General features: G+C 61.6%; 16 protein-coding genes. 12 read left to right on the top strand and 4 right to left on the bottom strand.

What is annotated here, in order from left to right:
• Positions 1-14: 14 nt before the first annotated feature.
• On the bottom strand, positions 15-1,010 hold the full coding sequence (gene rhaS, locus DBIPINDM_RS11315; protein WP_183456234.1) for a rhamnose ABC transporter substrate-binding protein: 996 nt from the start codon (positions 1,008-1,010) through the stop codon (positions 15-17).
• A 55-nt stretch (positions 1,011-1,065) separates the two neighbouring features.
• Complete coding sequence (locus DBIPINDM_RS11310) at positions 1,066-1,869, bottom strand: DeoR/GlpR family DNA-binding transcription regulator (RefSeq protein WP_013897232.1); 804 nt, start codon at positions 1,867-1,869, stop codon at positions 1,066-1,068.
• 184 nt (positions 1,870-2,053) lie between these two features.
• On the opposite strand from DBIPINDM_RS11310, the gene DBIPINDM_RS11305 reads away from it, so the two are divergent.
• The 3 genes from DBIPINDM_RS11305 to ggt all read left to right on the top strand — a co-directional run bounded on the left by DBIPINDM_RS11305 (position 2,054) and on the right by ggt (position 7,600).
• The gene (locus tag DBIPINDM_RS11305) at positions 2,054-4,156 is read left to right on the top strand and encodes a bifunctional rhamnulose-1-phosphate aldolase/short-chain dehydrogenase (protein ID WP_258585792.1); all 2,103 of its coding nucleotides are present in this window, start codon (positions 2,054-2,056) and stop codon (positions 4,154-4,156) included.
• A 103-nt stretch (positions 4,157-4,259) separates the two neighbouring features.
• A complete protein-coding gene (gene rhaI, locus DBIPINDM_RS11300) occupies positions 4,260-5,552 on the top strand; it encodes an L-rhamnose catabolism isomerase (protein ID WP_258585791.1) in 1,293 nt (430 codons plus the stop codon).
• Between the two features lie 308 nt (positions 5,553-5,860).
• The gene (gene ggt / locus DBIPINDM_RS11295) at positions 5,861-7,600 is read left to right on the top strand and encodes a gamma-glutamyltransferase (RefSeq protein WP_258585790.1); all 1,740 of its coding nucleotides are present in this window, start codon (positions 5,861-5,863) and stop codon (positions 7,598-7,600) included.
• A 52-nt stretch (positions 7,601-7,652) separates the two neighbouring features.
• On the opposite strand, the gene DBIPINDM_RS11290 is transcribed toward ggt, so the two are convergent.
• Entirely contained in the window at positions 7,653-7,997 is a 345-nt protein-coding gene (locus DBIPINDM_RS11290) for a hypothetical protein (protein WP_244661518.1), read from the bottom strand.
• 455 nt (positions 7,998-8,452) lie between these two features.
• Between DBIPINDM_RS11290 and DBIPINDM_RS11285 the strand changes: the two genes are divergently transcribed.
• The 5 genes from DBIPINDM_RS11285 to DBIPINDM_RS11265 all read left to right on the top strand — a co-directional run bounded on the left by DBIPINDM_RS11285 (position 8,453) and on the right by DBIPINDM_RS11265 (position 13,167).
• The gene (locus DBIPINDM_RS11285) at positions 8,453-9,328 is read left to right on the top strand and encodes an ABC transporter substrate-binding protein (protein ID WP_258589242.1); all 876 of its coding nucleotides are present in this window, start codon (positions 8,453-8,455) and stop codon (positions 9,326-9,328) included.
• Positions 9,321-11,369 (top strand): Fe(3+)-hydroxamate ABC transporter permease FhuB, encoded by a 2,049-nt coding sequence (fhuB, locus tag DBIPINDM_RS11280; RefSeq protein ID WP_258585789.1) that lies wholly within the window; start codon positions 9,321-9,323, stop codon positions 11,367-11,369. The genes DBIPINDM_RS11285 and fhuB overlap by 8 nt, the downstream gene beginning before the upstream one ends.
• A 21-nt stretch (positions 11,370-11,390) precedes the next feature.
• Positions 11,391-12,179: an alpha/beta hydrolase gene (locus DBIPINDM_RS11275; protein ID WP_258585788.1), complete on the top strand. Its 789-nt coding sequence runs from the start codon at positions 11,391-11,393 to the stop codon at positions 12,177-12,179.
• A gap of 13 nt (positions 12,180-12,192) precedes the next feature.
• Positions 12,193-12,327, top strand: coding sequence for a hypothetical protein (locus DBIPINDM_RS11270; RefSeq protein ID WP_258585787.1), 135 nt, complete (start codon positions 12,193-12,195; stop codon positions 12,325-12,327).
• Between the two features lie 150 nt (positions 12,328-12,477).
• Positions 12,478-13,167 carry a sulfotransferase gene (locus DBIPINDM_RS11265; RefSeq protein ID WP_258585786.1) on the top strand — a complete coding sequence of 230 codons (690 nt, stop codon included), beginning with the start codon at positions 12,478-12,480 and terminating at the stop codon, positions 13,165-13,167.
• Between the two features lie 97 nt (positions 13,168-13,264).
• Here the strand turns inward: DBIPINDM_RS11265 and DBIPINDM_RS11260 are convergent, their stop codons facing one another.
• Complete coding sequence (locus DBIPINDM_RS11260) at positions 13,265-13,705, bottom strand: hypothetical protein (protein WP_258585785.1); 441 nt, start codon at positions 13,703-13,705, stop codon at positions 13,265-13,267.
• Between the two features lie 346 nt (positions 13,706-14,051).
• Here DBIPINDM_RS11260 and DBIPINDM_RS11255 point away from each other — a divergent pair, with 346 nt between their 5' ends.
• The 4 genes from DBIPINDM_RS11255 to DBIPINDM_RS11240 all read left to right on the top strand — a co-directional run bounded on the left by DBIPINDM_RS11255 (position 14,052) and on the right by DBIPINDM_RS11240 (position 17,205).
• On the top strand, positions 14,052-14,774 hold the full coding sequence (locus DBIPINDM_RS11255) for a LuxR family transcriptional regulator (RefSeq protein ID WP_258585784.1): 723 nt from the start codon (positions 14,052-14,054) through the stop codon (positions 14,772-14,774).
• Positions 14,775-14,857: 83 nt separating this feature from the next.
• Complete coding sequence (locus tag DBIPINDM_RS11250) at positions 14,858-15,517, top strand: acyl-homoserine-lactone synthase (RefSeq protein WP_258585783.1); 660 nt, start codon at positions 14,858-14,860, stop codon at positions 15,515-15,517.
• A gap of 45 nt (positions 15,518-15,562) precedes the next feature.
• Positions 15,563-15,982: a hypothetical protein gene (locus DBIPINDM_RS11245; protein WP_258585782.1), complete on the top strand. Its 420-nt coding sequence runs from the start codon at positions 15,563-15,565 to the stop codon at positions 15,980-15,982.
• A 188-nt stretch (positions 15,983-16,170) separates the two neighbouring features.
• Positions 16,171-17,205 carry a hypothetical protein gene (locus DBIPINDM_RS11240; protein WP_258585781.1) on the top strand — a complete coding sequence of 345 codons (1,035 nt, stop codon included), beginning with the start codon at positions 16,171-16,173 and terminating at the stop codon, positions 17,203-17,205.
• Positions 17,206-17,551: the final 346 nt, after the last annotated feature.

Below are 17,551 nucleotides of genomic sequence, written 5' to 3'. Positions count from 1 at the left end.
GAGAGAGCTCCAGATCAATAGATCTTGGAGAACTTCTCGATGTTGGTCTTGTCGAACTGGAAGGGCGGAGCCATCGCAGCCGAGTTCGAGTCGTCGAGCGTCACCTTGCCGACGCGGCCGATCGACAGTGTCGCGCCGGGCTTCGCCTCTTCCTTCTTCACCGCCAGATCATGGGCGAGGTAGACGGCCGAGTAGCCGAGGTCGATCGGGTTCCACAGCGCGACCGCCTGGCTGGCGCCGTTGTCGATGAACTTCTTGAATTCCGACGGCAGCGCCAGGCCGGTGACGTTGACCTTGCCGATCAGGTTCTCGTCGGTCACGACCTGGGCGGCGGCAACGACGCCGACGGTGGTCGGCGCGATGATCGCCTTGAGGTTCGGGTAGGACTTCAACAGGCCCTTGGCTTCGTCGGTGCTCTTGGCCGAGTCGTCATCGCCATAGACGGTGGCGACCAGTTTGATCTTCGGAAACTTCTCCGGCAGGATTTTCTTGGCCGCGTCGATCCAGGCGTTCTGGTTGGTCGCGGTCGAGGAGGCCGACAGGATGGCGACATCGCCGCCTTCCGGCAGATAGTCGGCGGCGAGCTTGATGATGGTCTCGCCGATCAGGCCGGTGTCGGACGGGTTGAGGTGAAGCTGGCGGCCTTCCTTGGCGACGCCCGAATCCCAGGAGATGACGGTGATGCCGCGCTCCATGGCCTTCTTCAGCACCGGCACCAGCGCGTCGGCGTCATTGGCGGAAATGGCGATGGCGTTGACCTTCTGGGCGATCAGCGAGTTGACCACTTCGATCTGCGCTTCGGCGGTCGCCTTGGTCGGGCCGGTGTAGATGATGTCGACATCGCCGAGTTCCTTGGCCGCCTCTTCGGCGCCCTTGTTGGCGGCGTCGAAGAAGCCGTTGCCGAGCGACTTCACCACCAGTGCGATCTTGACGTTCTCGGCATAGGCGGCATTCACGAACATGGCGGCGGAAAACGCCGCTGTAACCATCAATTTCTTCAAGAAGCTCATCGAATATCCTCCCTTGAGCGTTGCATTCCATCGTCGCTGCCGGCGTGAGGGTGTCTCAGGCCTGCAGTGAAGATTCTTCCTTTGCCGACTTGCGGGCGACGATCAGCGTCACGCCTGCGGTCTCCAACATCTTGGCTTCGCGATCCTCAATGCCGTCATCGGTGATGACGGTGGCGATGCGCGACAGGCCGCACAGGATCAGGCTGGAGCGTTTGCGAAACTTCGAGGAGTCGACCAGAACCACAAGCTCGTCGGCCTGGTCGATCAGTTTCTGCTCCGCCTGGATCAGCAGCGGGTCGCCTTCCATCAGGCCGAGCGGTCCCAGCCCTTGAGCGCCCATGAACATGCGGCGCGCATAGAAGTTGCGCGTCACGTCATTGTCGAAGGGCGACAGGATGATGTTCTGCTCGCGATAGATGGTGCCACCCGACAGCATCACCGTGTTCTTGGAGTGCTTGAGGAGATGCTCGGCGATCGGGAACGAATTGGTGAAGATCGGCATACGGCGGCCGGTCAGGAAATGCACCATCTGGAAGGTGGTGGTGCCGCCATTGATGATGATCGGCTCGCCATCCCCGCACAATTCGACCGCTTCGCGGGCGATGGCCCGCTTCTGCGAAGCGTTGATCGTTTCGTTGACGGAAAAGGGCCGGCCGGCCAGGCCGATGAATTGCGGCGGCGAGATCGCCTCGGCGCCGCCGCGCACACGGCGCAGGCGCTTTTGCACGTGAAGAGCCGCGATATCGCGCCGGATCGTCGCCTCGGAGGACTCCGTCAGGTCGACCATCTCCTGCACCGTCACCACAGGTTTTTCCTGGACGGCGGACAGAATGATCCTGTGGCGCTCTTTTTCGTGCATGGTTCCTCCCTGCCTGGCCATCTAGGCACTCAAAACGAGCAGTGTCAATCATTTCCGATCATATAATTTCATTGTGCAGTGCAATATGATTGATGTTGATCGTTTGTGATTGACAAGCGGCCGGCTTGCGTAGACATTCCCGGCAAAATGGACTGCGGCTTTTTGCGTCCCAGGGAGGATACCTATGCTCGACAAGCGCTCCGGCTCGCGCCTTGCCAATCTGTGGGACGATGCGAAGGCCAAGGGGATGAGCGACCCCGAGCTTCTGGTCTATCGCTCGAACACGCTCGGTTCCGACAAGCGCGTTACCAACTATGGCGGCGGCAACACCTCCTCGAAGATCCAGCAGAAGGATCCGCTCAGCGGCGAGACCGTCGAAGTGCTGTGGGTCAAGGGCTCCGGTGGCGACAGCGCCTCGATCAAGCTCGATGGCTTCGCCACGCTCTACATGGACAAATTGCGCGCGTTGAAGGGCCTTTATCGCGGCGTCGAGCACGAGGACGAGATGGTGGGATATCTGCCCCACTGCACCTTCAACCTCAATCCGCGCGCGGCCTCGATCGACACGCCGCTGCACGCCTATGTGCCGAAGCCATTTGTCGACCACATGCATCCCGACGCCATCATCGCGATTGCCGCGGCGAAGGATTCCAGGGCGCTGACCAAGGAAATCTTCGGCGATGCCATCGGCTGGCTGCCATGGAAACGCCCCGGCTTCGAACTTGGCCTGTGGCTGGAGAAATTCTGCCTCGAACACCCCACCGCCAAAGGTGTCATCCTCGAAAGCCACGGCCTGTTCACCTGGGGCGATACCCCCAAGGAATGCTACGAGACGACAATCTCGGTGATCAACCAGGCGATCGAGTGGTTCGAGCGCCGCTCCGAGGGCCTCGCGATCTTCGGTGGCGAAGTGGTCAAGCCGCTCGATGCCACTGAGCGCCGCGCCATCGCGGCGAAACTGATGCCGAAAATCCGCGGCCTGATTTCGGAAAAGAGCCACAAGCTTGGCCATTTCGACGATTCCGCCGCCGTGCTCGAATTCGTCAACTCCAGGGATCTGCGCCCGCTGGCGGCGCTCGGCACCTCATGCCCGGACCATTTCCTGCGCACCAAGATCCGCCCGCTGGTCATCGAGTTCGATCCGGCAAAACCTGATGTCGATGCGGTCATCGCCCGCCTCGCCGACGACATCGCCGAATACCGTGTCGGCTATCAGGCCTATTACGACAGTTGCAAGCATCCAGACTCGCCGGCCATCCGCGATCCCAATGCCGTGGTCTACCTGATGCCCGGCGTCGGCATGTTCACTTTCGCCGGCGACAAGGCGACAGCGCGCATCTCCGGCGAATTCTACGTCAACGCCATCAATGTCATGCGCGGCGCCTCGACCGTCTCGTCCTATGTCGGCCTGCCGGCGCAGGAGGCTTTCGACATCGAATACTGGCTGCTCGAGGATCTGAAGCTGCAGCGCATGCCGAAGCCGAAGTCGCTCGCCGGCCAGATCGCACTGGTCACCGGCGGTGCCGGCGGCATCGGTCGCGCGACGGCCAACCGGCTGCTGCGTGAGGGCGCCTGCGTCGTGCTGGCCGATATCGATGAGGCAGCTCTCGCCAGCGCCAATGAGGAACTGGCCAAGGCCTATGGCAAGGATTTTGTCCGCCCGGTCGTGATCAACGTCACCTCGGAAGATCAGGTTGTTGCCGGCTTTGCCGACACGGCGGTCGAGTTCGGCGGCATCGACATTCTGGTCTCCAACGCGGGTCTCGCCTCCTCGGCGCCGATCGAGGAGACGTCGCTGGCACTGTGGAACAAGAACATGGACATCCTGTCCACGGGCTATTTCCTGGTCTCGCGGGAAGCATTCCGGCTGTTCAGGGTCCAAAAAATTGGCGGCAATGTCGTCTTCGTCGCCTCCAAGAACGGCCTTGCCGCGTCGCCCAACGCCGCCGCCTATTGCACCGCCAAGGCCGCCGAAATCCACCTCGCCAGGTGTCTCGCGCTGGAAGGCGCGGAAGCGCAGATCAGGGTCAACGTCGTCAATCCGGACGCGGTGCTGCGCGGTTCGAAAATCTGGACCGGCGAGTGGAAGGAACAGCGCGCCGCCGCCTACAAGATGTCGACCGACGACCTCGAAGAACACTATCGCTCGCGCTCGATGCTGAAGCGCTCGGTCTTCCCGGAAGACATCGCCGAAGCGATCTATTTCTTCGCTTCCGACATGTCGGCCAAGTCGACCGGCAACATCATCAACGTCGACGCCGGCAACGCACAAAGCTTTACGCGCTAGGCTGCGAAGCGCTTCCCTTCTCCCCGTCACTATACGGGGAGAAGGTGCCCGAAGGGCGGATGAGGGGCGGCGCCAGCCGAACATATTCTTGGGAGGAACCAACTTGTCCGAAACGATCATCTCCGCCGATCTCGTCGCCGGCTACAACGCCGCTCGCAAGGCCGACATCGAGCGCGACTACGCCTCGCTCGGCGAGCGCCTCGACCGTCGCGGCATCGCCATCGACGCTATCCGCGACAAGGTCGAGAAGTTCGCCGTGGCCATCCCCTCCTGGGGCGTCGGCACCGGCGGCACGCGCTTTGCCCGCTTCCCCGGCACTGGCGAGCCGCGCGACATCTTCGACAAGATCGAGGATTGCGCCGTGATCAGCCAATTGACGCAAGCGACGCCGACTGTTTCGCTGCACATTCCGTGGGACAAGGCCGACCCGAACCGGCTGAAGCAGGCCGCCTCGCGCTTCGGTCTCGGCTTCGACGCCATGAACTCCAACACCTTCTCGGATGCCAGGGACCAGAAACTCTCCTACAAATTCGGCTCGCTGTCGCACGCTGACGCCGGCACGCGCCGGCAGGCCGTCGAGCACAATCTCGAATGCATCGAGATCGGCAAGACGCTTGGCTCCAAGGCGCTGACGGTGTGGATCGGCGACGGCTCGAATTTTCCCGGCCAGGTCAATTTCGCCAAGGCTTTCGAGCGCTATCTCGACGCCATGAAAGAGGTCTATGCCGGGCTGCCGGCGGACTGGAAGCTGTTCACCGAACACAAGATGTACGAGCCGGCCTTCTATTCCACCGTCGTGCAGGATTGGGGCACCAACTACCTCATCGCCAAGGAATTGGGCGACAAGGCCTTCTGCCTCGTCGACCTCGGCCACCATGCGCCCAACGTCAACATCGAGATGATCGTGTCGCGGCTCATCCAGTTCAGGAAACTCGGTGGCTTCCATTTCAACGATTCGAAATATGGCGACGATGATCTCGACGCCGGCTCGATCGACCCCTACCGGCTGTTCCTGGTCTTCAACGAACTGGTTGATGCCGAACTGTCCGGCGTCGATGGTTTCGACCCCGCCCACATGCTTGACCAGAGCCACAACGTCACCGATCCGATCGAAAGCTTGATGCTGTCGGCGGTCGAAGTGCAGCGCGCCTATGCGCAGGCGCTGCTGGTCGACCGCAAGGCGCTCGAAGGCTTTCAGGACGCCAATGACGCGCTGATGGCGACGCAAACGCTGAAGGCGGCCTACCGCACCGATGTCGAGCCGATCCTGGCCATGGCGCGGCTGAGAACCGGCGGCGCCATCGATCCCGTCGCCGCCTACCGGGCAGCGGGCTATCGCGCCAAGGTCTCAGCCGAACGCCCGGCGGTTGCCGGCGGCTCGGGCGGAATTGTCTAACGCCGAGCCAGCCCCCTCATCCGGCCGCTTCGCGGCCACCGCCCTCCGGGCGTTCGTTGTTCGAAAAGCCAAGCAATTGGCTTTTCGTCCGCTGCGCGGACCACGCCTCACCCCCGCTGGGGAGAAGAGACTGGCGTCGGCGCTGACAAGCTCCTCTCCCCTCGGGGAGAGGTCGGATTGCCCCGAATTGCCCTTCGCAATTCGGATGGCGATCCGGGTGAGGGGGCTCTTTCTCACGCTCCTTCAATTGTCAGTAGACTCGATCACTCCAACACGGTCTTCTAGGCATCCCGCCCGGAGAACCCGCCATGCATCTCACCCGTCGGACACTGATCGCCGCCAGTCTTTCTATCGCCTTTGCCCTGGCGCCACTGACCAGCGTCTTTGCGGCGTCGCCGGCGCCGGCCAAGGGCGAACACGGCATGGTGGTCACGGCCCAGCATCTGGCCTCGGAGGTCGGCGTCGAGGTGCTGAAGAAGGGCGGCAACGCCGTCGATGCGGCGGTCGCCGTCGGCTATGCGCTCGCCGTCGTCTACCCCAATGCCGGCAATATCGGCGGCGGCGGTTTCATGACCATCCGTTTTGCCGATGGCAGATCGACCTTCCTCGACTTTCGCGAGCGCGCCCCGCTGGCGGCGACCAAGACCATGTATCTCGACAAGGACGGCAACCCGGTGAAGGGCGCCAGCCTGGACGGCTATCTCGCCGTCGGCGTGCCGGGTTCGGTCGCCGGTTTCGAAATGGCGCGCGAGAAATATGGCACGTTTTCAAGACAGGACCTGATGGCGCCGGCGATCGCCTATGCCAGGGACGGCTTCATCCTCAATCAGGGCGATGCCGCCTCTTTCGCCGGCAGCGCGGATCGGCTGGCGAAGGATCCGGCGGCGGCTGCCGCCTTCCTGAAACCCGACGACAAGCCCTATGGGATCGGCGAGCGGCTCACCCAGCCTGATCTGGCCGCGTCGCTCACGGCGATTTCCGAGAAAGGCCCCGATGCCTTCTACAAGGGCGCCATCGCCGATGAGATCGTCAAGGCGAGCGGCGCCAAGGGCGGCATCCTGGCCAAGGCCGATTTCGAGCAATATGCGGTCCGTGAACTCAAGCCGGTGACCTGCAGCTATCGCGGCTACGAGATCACCTCCTCGCCGCCGCCAAGCTCTGGCGGCGTCATCATCTGCGAAATCCTCAACGTGCTCGAAGGCTATCCGCTGTCCTATCTCGGCGCCGGTTCGGCCGATACGGTGCATGTCATGGTCGAGGCGATGCGCCATGCCTATGTCGACCGCAATTCAGCGCTCGGCGATCCCGATTTCGTCGACAACCCGGTCTCGAAGCTGTTGGACAAAGCCTACGCCAAGGACATCCGCGACAAGATCGACCCGTTCCGGGCCGGCGTCTCGCAGGATCTGATGCCGAAGGGCTTTGGCGAGTCGAAGGAGACGACGCACTATTCGATCATCGACAAGGACGGCAACGCGGTCGCGGTCACCTATACGCTGAACGGCTCCTTCGGCGCCGGCGTCGTCGCCGACGGTACCGGCATCCTGCTCAACAATGAAATGGATGACTTCACCCAGAAGCCCGGCGTGCCCAACCTCTATGGCCTGGTCCAGGGCGAGGCCAACGCCATCCAGCCGAAGAAGACACCGCTGTCATCGATGAGCCCGACCATCGTCGCGAAGGACGGCAAGCCGTTCATGGTCATCGGCAGCCCGGGCGGCTCGCGCATCATCACCATCACGCTGGAAGCGATCGTCAACGTCATCGACCATGACATGAACATCCAGGAAGCGATCGACGCGCCGCGCATCCATCATCAATGGCTGCCCGATACGGTCTATGTCGAGCCGTTCGGCCTGTCGCCGGACACCGAAAGACTACTGGCCGGCATGGGTTACCACCTTGATCTCGGCGGGCAGACCTGGGGGCAGGCGGCCGGCATCTTGGTCGGCGGCAAGAGCCTGGCGGAAATCGAGAAGGGCGGTGGCGCGCGCTACAATGGCGCCATCGACAGCCGCGCGGCCTCAGGCGAGGCGCTCGGATATTGATCTACCCGGGTGAATTCTTGGTACGCGCCGGCTCACGGCCCGGCGAGGGCCGTCAGGTAACCAGCGTGATGGTCGATGCGATCAGCATCAGGGCGGCGATGCCGACGAACAGCGCGTAGATGCGCGGCCGGTCGAGCAGAAGCGCGTTTCCGGAGATCCAGGCCGACGTGGCGCCACCCAGCGCGAAGAGGAACCCGTTGCGATGACCAAAGGTCATTGACGCGGCCATCAGCCCGCCAATGATCAGGGCGCCGAACACGATGATCACGGCGACCGCGTACTTCTCGAAATCGTTGCCGCCGCCCATGGCTGGCCCGATCGCATTCAGATTCGGCAGGTCGTCCGGATCGAAGGGGTTCGCCGACCCGTATTCGTCTTGACCGATCGATTCTCGCATCACTCATTCTCCGCTGACCGGCAACAAACCATCAACACTTGCCGAGTGCAACCCGATCGAACGTCCCTCACCGCATTGACCGTCGTCTTCAACACGTTCCGGCGGCGCTTGTCACCGCTTTTTAGGCCACGTGGCTCGCCTGCAACATGCGTCCGCGCTCGGATAGCGCGCCGTCATCGCACTCCCTATAGACCCTGTTCGCGGGGAAAAGATGATGCCGCCGATCAATTCGGCGTCGGCATGCGCTACGCGACTGCGGCGGGGAGTCGCAGCGCCCAACGTAAGTCGGCAGATTGTTGACTTCCGGCTGCAACTTAAATCTTGACTATGAAAGTCATGTTTCATAGTCAACCGACATGGGCCGCTCAAAGCCAGATTCCGCAGACAGGCACGCCAAATTGGAAACAGACCAGGAAACCCAGCCCGGCGGGACAGCCATTCGCACGCGCGGCCGGATGACCCGGCGCGGCGCGCTCGCGCTGCTCGGGCTGCCCTTGGCCGCACTCATGCCACGGGCGGCCGCGGCGAAGCCGCTGCGCATCGTCTGCCTGGACGACGGGCTGGCGGAGACCTTGCTGATGCTCGGCGTCACGCCGGTCGCCGTCGCTGACCATGAAGTCTGGGAGAAGTGGGTGGTCGAGCCGCAACTGCCACCTGAGGTTGCCGATATCGGCACGATCTTGGAGCCGAATCTCGAATTCCTGCAGCAGCTTCGCCCCGACGTCATCCTCTCCACTCCCTATCTCGACGGCATCAAGCCGCTGCTCGAACGCGTGGCACCGGTGACGACGATTGGCATCTACACGCCGGACGGCCAGCCCTATCGGCGCGCCATCGAGGCGACCCGGCAACTTGCAGCACTGGTCGGCAAGGAAAGCGAAGGCGAAACGCTGATCGCGGCGACGGAAGCCTGTTTCTCCGATGTCAGGCAGAGGCTGGAACCGCTTTCGGCGCGGCCGATCTACGCCGTCAGCTTTCTCGATCCGCGCAATGTGCGTGTCTATGGCGAGAAAAGCCTGTTCCAGGCGGTGTTCGACCGCATCGGCATCCGCAACGCCTGGACCGGCGAGACCAATTACTGGGGGTTTGCAACCGTCGGCATCGACGGCCTGGCGACGTCAAGCGATGCGCGTCTTGCCTATCTCGAGCCCCTGCCCGAAGGGGCGGGCGGCACGCTGACCGAAAGCCCGGTCTGGAACGCCATGCCTTTCGTGCGCAACCGCTCGATCATGCGCCTTGCCCCAGCGCTGATGTTCGGCGCGCTGCCTTCGGCGAGCCGCTTTGCCCGGCTGCTGGCCGCGGCGCTGACGGCGGAGCACGCCGGTGGCTGAGCAGCAAGCAATCCTGTCCGACGACACCAGCCTCATCACCGGTCGTGGGTCGACGGCTCGCCTATCAGACAGATATCCCCTGGGCGCGATTCTGCTTTGCGTCGTGCTTCTTGGCGCTGCAGCCGCAGCGACCCTCTCGAACCTCGTCGTGCAATTGCCGCCGGCGCTCTGGCTCGATGCGCTCGCAAACCCCGATATCGACGACATGCGGCAGGTGCTCGTCCACTATGCCTTCCTGCCCAGGCTCGCCGTCAGCCTTCTCTGCGGCGCGGCCCTCGGATTGGCCGGGACGGTGCTGCAACAGGTCCTGCGCAACCCGCTCGCCTCGCCCGAAACTGTCGGCGTCTCGGCCGGCGCCCATCTGGCGCTGGCGCTGGCGACGCTTCTTGCGCCGTCCCTGCTTGCCTACGGCCGCGAATGGGTGGCGCTTGCCGGCGCCTTCACGGCTCTCGCCGCGGTCTTCGCGCTGTCGTGGCACAAGGGCCTGTCGCCGCTCTCGGTGGTGCTCGCCGGGCTGGTCGTCAGCCTCTATGCCGGCGCCATTGGTGCTGCCCTGGTGGTGCTGCGGCATGAATGGCTGGCCAGCCTGTTCATCTGGGGCGCCGGTTCGCTCGGCCAGCAGGATTGGTCGACGACGCTGTGGCTCCTGCCGCGCCTGGGCGCCGCCGCGCTGTTGATCGGCCTGATGGTGCGGCCGCTGACCTTGCTTGGCCTCGACGATGAAGGCGCGCGCAGCCTGGGCGTCCCGCTCGGCGCCTATCGCTTCGCCGAACTGGCGGCGGCGGTTGCGCTGATCGCCTTTGTCGTCGCCGCCGTCGGCGTCGTCGGTTTCGTCGGTTTCGTCGCCGCGACGCTCGCCCGCATCGGCGGCGCCCGGCGGCTTGGCCAGCAGCTGGTGATGGCGCCGCTCATCGGCGGTGCCTTGCTTTGGGCCGCCGACCAGGGCGTGCAGATCGCGACAGGCCCGCAAGGCGACCTGCTGCCGACCGGCGCGATGACAGCGCTTCTCGGCGCGCCGCTGCTGCTCTGGCTGCTGCCGCGCCTTTCGCTCGGCCTGGAAACACCGGCGCTCGATTCGGAGCGCCTGCCGCGCGCCCGTCACTCCGCCCTCGTGCTGGCGGCGATCGGCGGCGTCCTGCTTGTGTTGCTCGGGCTGGCCTTGCTTTACGCGCCGGGGCCGCATGGCTGGGCATTCGCGTCCGGCGACCGGTTGCACCCCTTGCTGTCCTGGCGGCTGCCCAGAGTGTCCGCCGCGCTGGCGGCCGGCGCCATGCTGGCGTTGGCCGGACTGATGATGCAGCGGTTGACCGGCAATCCGATGGCCAGCCCCGAAGTGCTCGGCATCAGCGCCGGTGCCGCGCTCGGCATGATGGTGGCGCTGTTTTCGCTGTCCGATGCCGGCCGTGCCGTCCAGACCGTGGCCGCCACCATTGGTGCCTTCGCCGCTTTGCTGGTGACGCTGGCGATTGGCCGTCGCGCCGCCTATGCGCCGGAGCGGCTGCTGCTTGCCGGCGTCGCCCTGACCGCCCTGTTCGACGCGCTGATCCTGGTGCTCACCGCCACCGGCGACCCGCGCGCTATGCTTTTGCTCAACTGGCTCACCGGTTCGACCTATGGCGTCGACGCGAACTCGGCGTTTTTAACCTCGACCATCGCCTTTTGCCTGTTCCTGGCAGCCCCGCTCTTCATGCGCTGGCTGGACATGCTGCCGCTCGGATCGGCCGCAGTGCAAAGCCTTGGCGTCAACCTCAGGGCAACGCGGCTTCTGGTGCTTCTGATGGTTGCAGCGCTCACTGCCGCCTCGACCCTTGTCGTCGGGCCGCTGACCTTCATCGGCCTGATGGCGCCGCACCTGGCACGCCGCCTCGGCCTGTCCCGCGCGCTGCCGCAAGCCATCGGCGCGGTGCTCGTGGGCGCGCTGATCATGGTCTGCGCCGACTGGATCGGCCGCACCGCCATCTTTCCGCGCCAGATCCCGGCCGGCCTCGTCGCCACGCTGATCGGCGGCCCGGTGCTGATGTGGCTCTTGCGCCGCCGCTGATTTTGCCCCGTGGAGAAAGCCATGTCTGCCCCGCCGAAGGCATCGCCCGCCCTGATCGCCGACACCACCGTCCACGATCTTGGTCCCAGAGCAATTCCAGGAAAAGTGGGTAGCGGTTTTTCGTCCGGAATTGCGTCAGAACAGAGAGCGGGCGGCGACCCGTGGCGGGTCTTCATCCATGTGCCGTCAGGGCCGGCGCCCGAGGCCGGCTGGCCGGTGCTCTACATGACCGACGACAACGCCGTCATCGGCACGGCGGTCGACGCCATGCGCGCGCAGGCCTTCTATCCCCTGGGCACCAATGTCGGCTGGGGCGTCATCGTCGCCATCGGCTATCCCGTCGCGGGCGCCTATGACCCGCTGCGCCGCTCCTGGGACCTCGGCCCGCCGCCGGGCAAGACCTATCCGCCCTTCTACGAGGGCACATCAGAAGTCAGGACCGGCGGGGCAGGGGATTTTCTCGCCTTCATCGAGGAAGAACTGAAGCCCTGGGTCGCCAGCCGGACCAGGATCGATGACAAGCGCCAGGCGCTCTACGGCCATTCCTTCGGCGGCCTGTTCGCACTCTACGCCTTGTTCACGCGCCCGCTCTCGTTCCGGACCTTCATCGCGGCAAGCCCCGCCATTTATTGGGAAGATCGCGCCATCGATCGCTTCCTCGAAGCTTTCGACGGCTGTCCCCAATGGCCTGACGGCGGACGTGATCCTGTCGGCCGGCGAGTACGAGACGGACAAGCTCGCGCCATTCCAGGTCGGCGCGGAGGACGAGGAAAAGCGCCTCCGGCAGAAAAAGCTGACACGCACCGATGAATTCGCGCGGCAGATGGCCGAGTGCCTCGGCGCGCTGCCTGGAGTGCGCGCACGCTTTGAGCTGCATGCCAGCGAAAACCACATGTCGATCCTGCCGGTGACGGTCAACCGCGCGGTGCAGGCGGCGTTCGCCGTCAGGCGGTTCTAAATGTCAGGAGGTACCCGTCAAAGTCGGTAGACTTCTCTAAGTTCGCCAGCTAGCTAGATCGATATCAAAAGAGGGCAGACTCGGGGATCATCCAAAGTGAAAATCAGATACGTCGCTGGCATAAGCTGGCCACGCAGTGGACATCACCTGATGCATCGGCTTGCCCTGAGCTATTTCGGCAACGATTTCAATTACTGCCTGTTTTACCCCACTGATAATCCTGATTGTTGTCGCACCTTCCCGTGCATCCGGCCGGGGGTCAAATTCTCGAAGAACCACGATTTCGATCTATCGGGGCGGATCCTGCCGGATGTTCCTTATCTGGTCCAGCATCGGTCGTTCATGCCTGGAACCGTATCGGACTTTGAACTGTATCTCCTGGACGGCGGCGAGGACACCAAGGAAAGCTTTAAAGAATTCGCACTCATCCGAACCGATGGATGGGCTGCCTTTATGGCAAAGTGGGTGGATAGCCGGATTAAATTCGAGCGCCTGTTGGTGGGATACGAGGATTTTGTGTCCGACGCGCAAGGGACCATGAGGAGGGTCATCCCGTTCTTTGCACCAGGAGAGAAACCGGATGAAGAACGTCTGGCACGCATTGTGAAGAACGAAACCCACGTCGCTGTCACCAAGCAGGGCGGCGAGGAGTGGACCGCGAATGCCGGTGTCAAGGCGTTCCGAAAAGTCGAGGCCTTTCGGTTCTATGACGCTGGATTGTTCCGGGAGTTGGAGTCCATCGCGCAGGAGAAGCGCCGCGGGATTACGAAAGAAGCCGCACCACGCCCCTCGAGTGGCCGCTTCAGACTGCCGCTGATGAAAGCCATTTTCGGGCGCTAGGCTGCACCCGCAAAACCGCGGATGGGGCGGCTCCTCGAGGCCTCCGCGACAGCCTCAAGGCCAAATGCCGGCGCAGACCAACAGGTCACCCGCGGTTCTATGCAGCGCGGGCTGGTGGCAGTTCGAACAGGTTGGCGCCGTTTTCCTGGCCGCGCTCGACATAACCGATAATGCCGAACCATCTGGCGACGTCAGGCCCCTGCAGCCAGCTGCGCGAGTGGATGGGAAGGTTGCCGGCGAGCGCCTGGATATGCCTGATGTGCCGCTTGCAGAAACGCACGGTCGAGCCCCGGAAGAAATCCTCCTGCGCGGCAAACAGCGTATCGGCGGCGTCGCTGTTCTCATGCCAGGCGATGATCGCCACGGCCTTTTCGCCCTCGATCAGCGCGTGCGCCCGGCCCTCCTTCAGATTCATCATCAGATTGTCGTAGGCAATCTTGCTGTCCTTGCCGGCCGCCGCGTATTCGTCCGACATCCGTTTGGACAGGCCATGAAAGACATCCTCGAGATCCCCGAGCGTCGCTGCACGTGCTCTCATTTCACCTCCTGCAGCCCCACGGGAAGTTTGCCCTAAGGTTGAGGGGGCGCCAAGCAAATCGAATCCGGATGTAGGCCGTTGCGAGCAAAGTGATTTCGGCCGGGTTGCGCGGACCTGCCGATAATCGCGGGAAACGTTCGGAAATCAACAGCAGGGCGTCTCGCTACGTGCATGCGTCCGGGAATCTTGGTCAGGCAAGTCGACTGCAATCACCGCAAGTTCGTCAAGAAACGCCAATCGATCCCTCCTTGCCCGTTGGCAAAACAGCGATCGCTCTATTAGGATATTAGGAATTACTGAATTGCCTTATACTTGCATCGCGGCATGGAGGCTGGAGGTCTCTGGCATGATCGATTCAGACGTATTCGACTTTGTCGAACGCTGCAGAAGGCACACAGCAACCGGGCCGCTATTGGGTGATCTGCTTGAGACTGTCAGGAATCTCGGCTTCGAGCACCTTATCTTGAGCGGCGTTCCCCTTGGCGGGCAGAAGCTGGCGCCGATGGTTGAACTGAACGGCTGGCCGGCGGGCTGGTTCGAGCGCTATGTCGCGGCCGAGCATGCCGCTGTCGATGGCGTTTGCATTTACTCGGCCAAGACCCTGAAGCCTTTTCTCTGGGCCGATGTCCCAGCGAAATGGTCCGATACGGAAGGCTCTAGACGCGTTGCGGGCGAAGCGACGGAATTCGGTATCTTGAGTGGTTTTGCGGTGCCGATGCTCAGCGTCCACCATTGGCAGTCCGTCCTGTCCTTCGCCTCCTCGCAGAAGAGTTGCAGCCTGTCGCCACGCCAGCAGGTGCAACTGGTCACCATGGCGGTCTATGCCGGCATGTCGATCCAGGCCCTGTCGAACAACGATGACGGCGACGAAGGCCCGCTGACCGATAGGGAGAAGGAAGTGCTTTTATGGGCTGCGGCGGGCAAAACCTCATCGGAAACGTCCCAGATCCTCGGTCTGACTGAGCGGACGGTCAAATGGCACTCGACGAGGGCGCGCGAGGCGTTTGGCGTCGCGACCACAACGCAGGCTGTCGTTGAAGCCGTGCGCAGGCGACTGATCCACCCTTAACTGCGTCAACTGTCCGATCGGACAGGTGACGTACTTTAGCGCGGCTGCAACTATTCCTCCGAGATCGATCGGGGGATCGCGCAATGATAAAAGTCCATGTCGTCAATGCGCTGAACAAGCATCTCTACGAAGACGAATTCGACGAGTTTCTGCGCCGCCGGCACGACTTTTTCGTGCATCAAAAACACTGGCGCCCTCCAAGTCCAGACGGTCGCGAGCTGGACCAGTTCGATACGGATGCGGCGACGTATTTGCTCGGTATCGAAGACGGTCGCGTGGTGACCTCGGCTCGACTAATCCCAACGAGCGAGCCGCATATGGTCTCGGAGGTTTTTTCTCACATGTGTGAAAAGTCGGGTGTGCCCAGACGTCCCGACTGGGCCGAATGGACACGCACATTCGTTGTTCCCGACAAACGTTCGACCGGGCTGCGGGGGACACTGACGCAGCTATGCTGCGCGGTGATGGAATACGCGCTCGACGAGGGCCTCACCGCGGTGGGCGGCGTCCAGGAAACCTATTTCATGCCGCATCACGGCGCGCTCAAGTGGCGGGCCCAACCCATGGGCATGGCGAGAGAACAGAACGGTGAGTGGTATATCGTCGCCTATATCGAGGTGAATGAGGCGGCGCTGGAAAGTGTTCGTAAAATACTCGGTGTGGATCACTCGTTGCTGGTGCGGCGTGGAACGCAGCTGCCATTCATAGACAACAACCTGATGGCGGAGCGCGCCTTGTTGTAAGGGGGCGCGGCCGCCAAGAAGTTCGTCAAGTGGGAGGGAAGAGTTATGCAGTCGCGTATCCATTCAATCGACAAGGTGCACGTTGAGGGACTGTTGGTAATACCGGAAAATCCGCCGGCGATAGCCGTATCCGCCAGCGGGTGGGTTCCTACAAGCGGGTGGTCTTTGCCCGACCTCACGCCGTGGATTTACATTGTTCCTCCGAAGGACGGCATCCTCGACCTCGATTTTGTGGCAACGCAGCCGACCGGTCTGGTACTGCAGGTCTTCACGAAAATTGGCGTCACCAAGGCGTTTTCAGTTCCCGCATGGGTGATTGGGGTACGGGTTCACAGCTCAACCAATAGTGTTGAGGCAAGAATCGACGGCGCCAAAGCGCCGACCGAAAAGTCGATGAAATACGACAATCTCCCGGCACCTTGGCCGTTTCCTTGGTGGGCCCCTTGGGGAAAACAAGATCGCTAGCCTGAGCAGCACTTCAGAATTCTACAGCAGGCGTTAGGGGGGTTATCGCCGATAGGCCAGCTCTAATGACTACTGGCAACAGAGACATTCGCGCCAGCTAGCGGAGCCATGACCTCGCTTCATTGGCCAGTACCTAATAGGCGCATCCAGCGTTAGACATCAATCTTACTTACGGAGGCACTCTCCTGATGATAATGATGAAGCCCGGTATAATTTTGGCGCTGGCTTTGGCATCCGGCTGTTCCGTCTATCCTCTACCTGAAGATGTGATGGCTTACAGCAGCAGGGATATAGCGACTCAAGTCCGATGCGAGGCGGGATACTCCGTTCAGCAAGAGATCATCGCCACAATAAGGCAGCTTCGCTCTACGGTTGTCTACAATGGGCTTACCGGGTCTGAGGAGGCCGATTTGCTGGACTCAGACAGAAGCCAATTTCAAACATTGAAGTGGAGCCGCTTCGAGCCGAGGCTTGCAAAGCTCTTTGATTTTTACAAGGACACGAGTGTGAGTTACGACTTTACGCTTGACGGCACAGAGCAAAATGACCTTGGCCTTCAGGCAGGAGTTCTAGGTAAATTCACCAAGCAAACCGACACGCTTGCCTTTAAATTTGGAAATACACGAACAAGAGAAGTAAAGCGGCATTATAGGATATTTGATAATTTCGAATCACTTTCTATTGGTATGCCAAAAGAATTTTGTGAGCATTTTAATCGTGTGGATTTGACCTCTAAATTGCCTGATAAATCTTTTACTAAAGATTCAAATTATGCTTTCCCTAGCACCGGAATGCTTAAGATACGAACTCTGATTCACGACTTTTTGTTGCAGAATGAAACTGGAAATCTGAGTAACTCCGATCCAAAGTCATGGACTACCGCAGATATGAATGACACAATTACCTTCACGACAAAATCTGTCGGAAACGTGGATCCCAGTGCGGCTATCACGCCAGCAGTACATGGATTTTCGTTAGCGAGTATCGGCTTGAACGGAGACAACTACCGGCAAGACGTTCATACAATAATAATTGATGTTAGCCTACCCGGCGACAAGACGGGTTTGCCTGTATTTGACGAAAGTGGCCGCTTGATTTCGAAAAAAGACAAGGCGGCTGCGCGGGTTGCGCAAGCATCCCAAAATCTCGACAAGGCAAGGGTGAATAACTTCCAGGATGATTTTCACAATCTTCCAGTAATATTAGCGCAGAAGAGTCAATGAACATCGACCGTTTGAAGGAGTCGGCGCATGTCAACACAGTACTCGGTGGAAATTGTAGCAAGGGCTATAACTTTGCTGCAGTCGGAAGGCGATAGCTTGCAAAATTTCGTGCAGGCATCCCAGGCGAAAGGCCTTGAGTTCACCGTTCCCGATGAACTAGCGCAGCTGGCAATACAATACTTGAATACACTTTCCTCAATTCAAGTCCGGTCGGACGGAGGATGCCCACTTTGCCCGTTTCCCGGGCGTTAGACTGTAGGGGCAAGCGTCGCCGCCCCCACCACGCAGGAGGATGAGAGAGCGTCGATGATGATGCCGTCCCTCCGGAATCTGCGATCCGGGGCAA

This window comes from Mesorhizobium sp. AR02 (assembly GCF_024746835.1).
GTDB lineage: Bacteria > Pseudomonadota > Alphaproteobacteria > Rhizobiales > Rhizobiaceae > Mesorhizobium.
The sequence above is the reverse complement of the archived record's forward strand: the minus strand, read 5'-3'. Positions and strand labels throughout refer to the sequence as shown.